The 7,598-nt window shown below is 39.7% G+C and carries 8 protein-coding genes; 7 read left to right on the top strand and 1 reads right to left on the bottom strand.

Translation table 11 applies throughout. From position 1 onward, the window contains the following. The 6 genes from QMD82_08255 to QMD82_08230 all read left to right on the top strand — a co-directional run. A partial coding sequence (locus tag QMD82_08255; GenBank protein MDI6851908.1) for a PaREP1 family protein occupies positions 1-273 on the top strand: 273 nt, incomplete at its 5' end. 248 nt (positions 274-521) lie between these two features. Beyond that, complete coding sequence (locus QMD82_08250; GenBank protein ID MDI6851907.1) at positions 522-1,295, top strand: DUF4097 family beta strand repeat-containing protein; 774 nt, start codon at positions 522-524, stop codon at positions 1,293-1,295. Next, positions 1,295-1,645, top strand: a complete 351-nt coding sequence (locus QMD82_08245; GenBank protein MDI6851906.1) for a hypothetical protein — start codon at positions 1,295-1,297, stop codon at positions 1,643-1,645. The genes QMD82_08250 and QMD82_08245 overlap by 1 nt, the downstream gene beginning before the upstream one ends. Positions 1,646-1,700: 55 nt before the next feature. After that, entirely contained in the window at positions 1,701-1,913 is a 213-nt protein-coding gene (locus QMD82_08240; protein MDI6851905.1) for a DUF5668 domain-containing protein, read from the top strand. Next, the gene (locus QMD82_08235; protein ID MDI6851904.1) at positions 1,910-2,251 is read left to right on the top strand and encodes a hypothetical protein; all 342 of its coding nucleotides are present in this window, start codon (positions 1,910-1,912) and stop codon (positions 2,249-2,251) included. The genes QMD82_08240 and QMD82_08235 overlap by 4 nt, the downstream gene beginning before the upstream one ends. Positions 2,252-2,253: 2 nt before the next feature. Continuing rightward, positions 2,254-2,622, top strand: coding sequence for a DUF2089 domain-containing protein (locus QMD82_08230; protein ID MDI6851903.1), 369 nt, complete (start codon positions 2,254-2,256; stop codon positions 2,620-2,622). A gap of 221 nt (positions 2,623-2,843) precedes the next feature. Here QMD82_08230 and rgy read toward each other — a convergent pair whose 3' ends face one another. After that, positions 2,844-6,281 carry a reverse gyrase gene (rgy, locus tag QMD82_08225; GenBank protein MDI6851902.1) on the bottom strand — a complete coding sequence of 1,146 codons (3,438 nt, stop codon included), beginning with the start codon at positions 6,279-6,281 and terminating at the stop codon, positions 2,844-2,846. Between the two features lie 149 nt (positions 6,282-6,430). On the opposite strand from rgy, the gene QMD82_08220 reads away from it, so the two are divergent. After that, on the top strand, positions 6,431-7,598 hold a 1,168-nt coding region (locus QMD82_08220), incomplete at its 3' end, for an MFS transporter (GenBank protein MDI6851901.1).

Raw genomic sequence — 7,598 nt, 5'->3', positions numbered from 1 at the left:
CTGGCTGAACATAAGAGATTGCCCGAATATGAAGAAGCAAAGAAAATTAAATTTTGGAGCATCTATTATCTAAACAAAGCCGCTTACAGATTATCCCATGACCCGATTTACAAAATTGATGAATCCATTGAAGATATGTGGGCGATTGCATGGAAACTACACAGCCAAGGATTTGAACAAAACTATATAACAATCAAAGAAGCAAAGAAGTTTAGCTATGTCGCCCAAAAAATGCTGAACATTCTGGAGAATCATTTACAAAAATCACGTTAATACTATTCACCTCAAAAACACCAAAAGTTGTCTTGATGCTTGTCAGTATGCCTACGAAATCCAAATCTCAAAAGCGAAGAAGCAGTATGGGATAACAAAATTTACTGCACTTATGGAATAAAAACGCACTTCAGCACAATCATCCACGGCGTTTACCTCGAGGTCGACTTCAAATTTTATAAAATTTAAAAACGACTTGACAAAACTTAAAATAATTTTTATAATTTATAAACTACCGGAGGTAAAAAATGGAAGAAGCAATCAAAAAAGTGCTGGATCTCCTGGAACAGGGAAAAATCTCCCCTGAACAAGCCGAAAGGCTTATCAGGGCAATAAGGGAAGCCCAATCTCAAAAGGAACAGTCGGAAAAGGAAAAAATGAGAACAATAGAAAAATCTATGGGACTAAACATCATATCCGATGTGCTAAATGAGGTATTCACAACGGTAGGAGAAACGGTAAAAACTTCCATTAACTCAGCCTTTGAATTCGGTCTCCATGGTCCTCAAGAATTCAAATCAGAAATCTTTGAGAACATAAAAGAGCTTAGAGTAAAGGTTCTGGGTGGTGATCTGGAAATTAAACCCTCAGAAGAAGAAAAGATAATTGCCTTTTTTAAAGGACAGTACAACATCGCAGAAGAGGTATTAAACATAACACTCATAAAAGATGGAGAGCTTAAAGTTCCGCAGAACACAAAATTAAATCTTTACATTCTCGGTGGCGATGTTAAAATCAAAGGCTTTTATCAGGAAATCCAGATAGATATGAAAGGTGGGGACGTCGAAGGAAACGTTGATTTTAACAAACTAACATGTAAGATAGCAGGTGGCGATATTGAAATTAAAACCAGAAAAAGCCCACTAAAACTGCAACTTAAGGCTATTGGTGGAGATATAGAACTTCCACCTGAAATGCAAAAATCTGGAGACTCCTACGTTTTTGGTGATGAAAATCACAGGGAGGTCTTTATTAAAACTGTTGGGGGAGACTTTACCCTCAAATTTGAGGAGGAACAGTAATGAAGGAGGAAGTCATAAGAATACTAAAAATGGTTGAGGAGGGAAAGCTTACTGCCGAGCAGGCAGCAAAACTGCTTGACGCCATGGGGGAAGCACTTAGTACACCTAAAACTGGAAAATTCATCAAAATAACTGTTCGTGACTCTGATGGTGATAATGTAAACATCACCATACCTCTCGGCCTCGTGAAATTCCTCTCCAGCTTCATCCCCAAGGACGCAAAAGCAACCCTTGAACAGCATGAGATAGACCTTAACCAACTTATAACAACAATTGAGGAAGGCGCCAACGGAACCATAGTAGACATTAACAGCGAAGATGGCGACGTGGTTAAAATATCAATCGAGTAAAATTTTCACAACAAATCGTGGAAAATTTTAATATACAAAAACAAAGGAGGTAAAAATGATCAGTAGTGGCATACTGCTCATAATCATTGGGCTTCTGATATGGCTCAATAAAATAGGTGTGTTCTCATGGCAATGGGGGAGAGATTGGCCTCTAATCCTTGTAATTATAGGGTTACTATCACTTATTTCTTATTTAGAAGGAAATGACAAACTTCGCATCTGGTACAGGCGCGAAAAAAACAAAACGGAGAAGGAGGATGAAAAATGATAGAAGTCCTCAGCATACTTTTACTGTTAGTTATAGTAACCTTTTTTACTCTGATTCTCGCCTCGAAAAAGATTCGTGGTGGACTTAAAATAGGAATCTTCTTCGTAGCCCTTGGACTTTTCATATGGCTTGGGAATATGGGCCTGCTTCCATACATAAATTGGGGCAGAGACTGGCCCTGGCTTCTCATCTACCTTGGACTTCTTATTGTTTTAAGGCCCCTTTTCAAAAAATCCCGAAGGAATGTAAAAAAGAAAATTAACAGTGTGATAAAAGACCTTGAGGCTGGTAAAATAACACCTGAAGAAGCAGAAAAGAAAATAAAGAGTATAAAATAGCTATGGCTAAATTACCCACAAGGTGCCCGGGATGCGGTGCAAAACTGATAATTAAAACGCTGGAGTGTCCGTCGTGCAAAGCAAGGGTAGAAGGCAACTTTGAAATTCCCATGTTATGCGACCTCGACGATAAGGAAATGGAAATGCTCTATCTCTTCCTAAAAACGAGGGGAAATCTTTCTGAGGTAGCAAAAATCCTGAAAATATCATATCCAACTGCTCGACAGAGATTTGAAGAATTTCTGAAAAAAATAGGGATAGAACCGGCGGTCTCAAAGGATAAAATCTCCGAGATTTTAGAGCAGTTGGAACGCGGTGAAATCACCCCAGAAGAAGCTGAAAAGAGAATCAGGGCGATGACACGGACCTAAAACTCGGAAGAAACAAAATAATGGAAATTTAAGGATATCTCCCGCATCGGGCACCTTATAAGAAATGTTAGCTAAATAAAAAAAACGAGAAAATTTTAAAGTAAAGGATTGATGATTAAAATCCTTGATTTAATGAACTTTTAGCGATTCCAAAAACTGCTAAAGTGTCTCAAAAAATCTTAACAATCTTCCACACCCATTCAATGCAAAAATTCCTGGAATCAATCCCGCCTCTCACTTCTTATCTCCCTGTAAAGGTCAATCAAAATCTCCCGATACTCTTTCTTTCCAACTTCCACTTGATCCATAAGCTCTTCCAAAACCCTTGTAAATTCCTCGGAAAGAAACTTCTTTACCCCTTCCAAACTATTCAAAAAGTAATAGACCCTCTTACCCATAGGAGTTGGAAATAGATATCCCCCTTTTTCTACTACGTACCTTCTTTCTATAAGCTTCGCGATTATCGTCGCATAAGTAGAAGGTCTTCCTATACCCCTCTCTTTCATCGTAAAGACCAGTTCTCCATGTGTAAAAGGATAAGCTTTGGGCAGCATTTTCATCGTTTTTGCGTTTTGCACATCTACTTTCCCATAAATATCAGGATGAAGTTCCAAAGGCTGAACCTTATTCCAACCATCCTCCAGCACTTCTGTAACCAGAGTTTTCTCAACCTTTCTATCTAAGGCTTTAACTTCCGCTACTTTAACCTTTACCTTAATGGGTCTCATCTGGGAAGCAATAAACCTGTTAAAGATGAGTTCATAAAGCCTTAAATGATCAAAACTTAATGTTTCATACTGTCCGCTCAAAATTAAAGACCTCAAGTCTTCAACTTCTATAGCTCTGGTTGGTCTTATGCACTCATGGGCTCCCCCCTCGCCCCAACTCCTCGGGTGAAAATACCCCTTACCGAAATTTTCTTCTATAAATTCCCTCGCAACTCCCATACCCACATCAGAAACCCTTGTGGAATCGGTTCTGTGATAAGTAATATAACCGAGCTCAAAAAGGTCCTGCGCAAGTTCCATTGTTTTTGGCAAAGAGAATTTGAACTTGTCACTGGCTTCTTTGAGCATCGTATCGGTTCTGAAAGGAGGTAGAGGATTCTTAACTTCTTCCTTCTCTTCCTTTATGCTTATCTCCACCAAATCAAGTTTCTGGAAAAACTTTTTCGCCTCCCTTTCGTCTTCAAAATCTATATCTACTGAAAACTTTCTTTGGTCCTTAGAAATTTCAATACCTACCCTGTAAATCTTTTGTTTAACCAGTTTTTCCCTTTCAATAATCCACCCAAGAACAGGTGTTTGAACTCTTCCAGCAGATAGATTGCTCTTACCGAAAGCCTTTTGCAAAAGTTGTGAATATTCAAACCCCACCCATCTATCGGCCACTCGGCGCACAATCTGAGCCTTAACCAAGTCCTCGTCGAAGTCCCTCGGATTCCTTATTGCATTAATGATCGCCTTCTTGGTAACCTCGTGAAACTCCATTCTTTTAATACTTTTAACGTAAGGCATAAGGAGTAATCTTACGTCCCATCCAATCTTTTCACCCTCGGTATCGGGATCGGTTGCTACATAGACTTCAAAACTCTCCAAGGAAGCCGATCTTAGACCATTTATTATCTCCTCCTTCCCCTCAATAGGCTCGTAAACGGGCTTAATTTCCCCATCCACATAAACACCGTAGTAGCCCTCTTTTTCGTTCAAATCAAGGATGTGTCCAAAAGAAGCGGTTATCATTAGATACTTATCATCCAGTGAAGTCTCAAGAATGTCGTGGTTGTGAATCTTTCTTCTAATTGGCTTTCCAAAGAAGTTGGCAATAGTTCTCGCCTTATTTGGAGATTCAACAATAATCAAAATGGGCTTCAAAATGTCTTCGTTCTCCTTTAAAACCAACTTACCCTTTATAAACTGCCTCACCCTTTCCCTGTCTGCGTCAATTTCGCTAAGGATTTTTTCCAGATTCACATCTTCAAAGGGAACAAAACTTATATCCTCGCTGAACCACCTGACTCTTCTTATAAGATGATTAAATGCCCGCACATCATCAACCAAAAGCACACACAATCCTTTTGTAAGCCCACCGCCATACATCCGAGAAGTACGACCGCTGGCCTGTAAATACCCGGTTACATCGGAAATCACCATTTTGTAACCGTCTTCATCCTTTCTGAGGATAACCTCCGTTGACTCCTTCAACAGATTAACAATCTCATCAGAATTAAGAAAATTTCCGATTTCCGTCCTTAGCGTGTTTATTTTCTCATTTATCGCTGGGTTGGATTTTAAAACCTCATCCGTGATAAACTGAAGTTTCTTAAGTTGAATCAGCCATCCATCAATTTTGGCAGTGTAAAAGGGTAACTTCTTTATAATAAAAGTTCTTAACGAACTTAATGCCCATACAAGATGTTGGAGATTCTCTTCAAATTTAAGGGAGAGAACAATTTTAGGAACTCCATAAAAAATCGCATAACGAATAACATGAGGAAGATCCACCCCTCGTGCGAGTACATTCCTGTAAGAAGAAATACCAACCAAAACGTCAATTTCTCCGCTTTCAAACTTTTTTAAGGCTTCATCATCAATTTCTTCGTAGGTTGCAGTTCGGATTCCCTTGCCTTCCAAGTAAGACTTGACTTCATCAACAAACTCTTTCTTCCTGTCCGCTGGGACAAAGACAAGGCCACCTTTTCCAAGCCTCCTTACCAATTCAGAGAGTTCAAGCCTCCCAAAATCTGCATAGGTGTCAACCACATTACGGAGATAAAAAGTGGGAGTTCCCACCTCAAATCCTAAAAGCTCCCTGAAAAGTTTAATTCTACTGGACTTAGGATTAGAAGTAGCCGAAGAAACAATGAGAACACCCCTACGTCTCTTTTTTTCAATTTCCCTCAACTTCTGCGTAAGAGTATTGATTTTCTCCCAGTCCTCCTCAGTTTTGTAAAGCTTTGATTGTAATCTTATTACTTCCATCGCAAGACCAATATCATCTGCCGAAAATCCCATAAGGAGTAAGGCCTTATCAATATTACGGGCAGTTTTAAGAAAAGAATCCACATCATCAACGAAAAGAAAATCAAAGCCTGCTGGAATATCTATATAGTGCTTATATAAAAACATTGAAGTCGTGACAAGAATCAAAAAATCACCGTTCTTCAAGCGACTTAACTTTCTCTCCCGCTCTTCCTTTTTATCTCCCTCTCCGAAATAGAGCAACTTAGCCTCTTCCAACCCAAAGCTCTTAAGTCTTTTAACCGTCTGGTAAACCAGAAGACGGGTGGGAAGAATAATGTAAGACTTTTTCCCCTGCTGAGCGAGGTAGGCAGCCAGTGAGAGCCCAAAGGAAGTTTTACCAACACCGGTAGGAGCTAACAGGGCAAAGGACCTATCTAAGAAGAACCTCATTGCCCATGTTGTTTGCAAACTCCACGGCTCTGAGCCAATGCACTTTTTGAAAAAATTCTTCCAGTTTTGGACTTCCCTTCGGATTTCGCACAGGATCTTAAATTTCCCGTGCTCAAGTTCCTGACACAAATCGCCCTTTATCTCGGAAGGTAGACATCTTTCACAGACGAGACCTCCGTAAAGTCTTTCTGCGGATATATCTCCACCGCAATTAGGACATAGATTTTTGAAAACACTCTTAATCAATTCAAACCCTCCCCACTTTTCTTATTTTATTTTAACCTTCACTTTACGTTTTTTCCTGGAAACCCTCACAGCCAACGGTAGAATGGATATTTTGAAACATCCAAAACTCTATTTTTCTTCTTACACGTTTTACTGTTTATAATAATCACATGCCTGTGAAAAAAAGTCGTAAACTTAGCAAAAATGTTGTTGCAATGGGTCTTACAAGCCTTTTTACTGATATTTCCAGTGAGATGATCTATCCACTGCTCCCCCTTTTCCTTTCGTCTGTTATAGGTGCAGGTGCCACTGCTCTTGGGACCATTGAAGGGATAGCAGAAGCCACCTCGAGCCTCCTTAAAACCGTCTCAGGCTATATATCCGACAAAATAAGAAAAAGAAAACCCCTTGTAATTATTGGTTACGGCTTATCTGCCATTGCTAAACCAACCATTGGATTTGCTACAAAATGGTTTCACATTCTCTTTGCCAGGTTTGCGGACAGGGTGGGAAAAGGTATCCGTACCTCTCCAAGGGATGCGCTCATCGCAGATTCAGTTAAACCTGAAGATAGGGGTAAAAGTTTCGGATTTCACAGATCGATGGATACCATTGGAGCGATAATTGGCCCACTTTTAGCATCCGCTCTTTTGATTCTTTTTACAAAACGATTCACATGGGATACGGGAAAAAGCCTAAGAATGATTTTCCTTTTATCTCTTATTCCCGCATCAATCGCAGTGATCATCCTAATTTTAATGGTTCAGGAAGTTAAATCCTCGTCAGAAGGCCAGGCGAAAGCAAATTTCTCCCTTAATTTAAAGAATCTTTCGAAGGAATACAAAATTCTGCTTTTGATAATCACAATATTCTCCCTTGGCAACTCTTCCGATACCTTCTTAATTTTAAGGAGTGCAAACATTGGATTTCCGCAGGAAAGGATTCCACTTCTTTATACCCTTTTCAACGTCTTATATGCCGCCCTATCAACTCCTATGGGCGCGCTTTCTGACAAAATTGGAAGAGTGAAAACAATAATGCTCGGGTTTTTACTTTATTCCATTGTGTACTTGGGATTTGCACTAATTTCTCCCTCAAAGATGAACCTTTTGTGGCTTCTCTTTGGTTTCTACGGTGTATACTACTCACTCACCGAAGGCGTTTTAAGAGCCTTTGTAGCGGATCTCTCAAAAAAAGAAACGAGAGGATTTGCATTCGGAGTTTACCATACCCTCGTAGGTTTGAGCCTTCTTCCCGCCAGTTTGTTTGCAGGTTTTTTATGGGATAAAATTTCTCCGGGTGCACCTTTTTACTTCGGAAGCTTTATGGCAGGAGTTG

The sequence above is a fragment of the bacterium genome (genome assembly GCA_030019025.1).
GTDB lineage: Bacteria > Hydrothermota > Hydrothermia > UBA1063 > UBA1063 > UBA1063.
The sequence above is the reverse complement of the archived record's forward strand: the minus strand, read 5'-3'. Positions and strand labels throughout refer to the sequence as shown.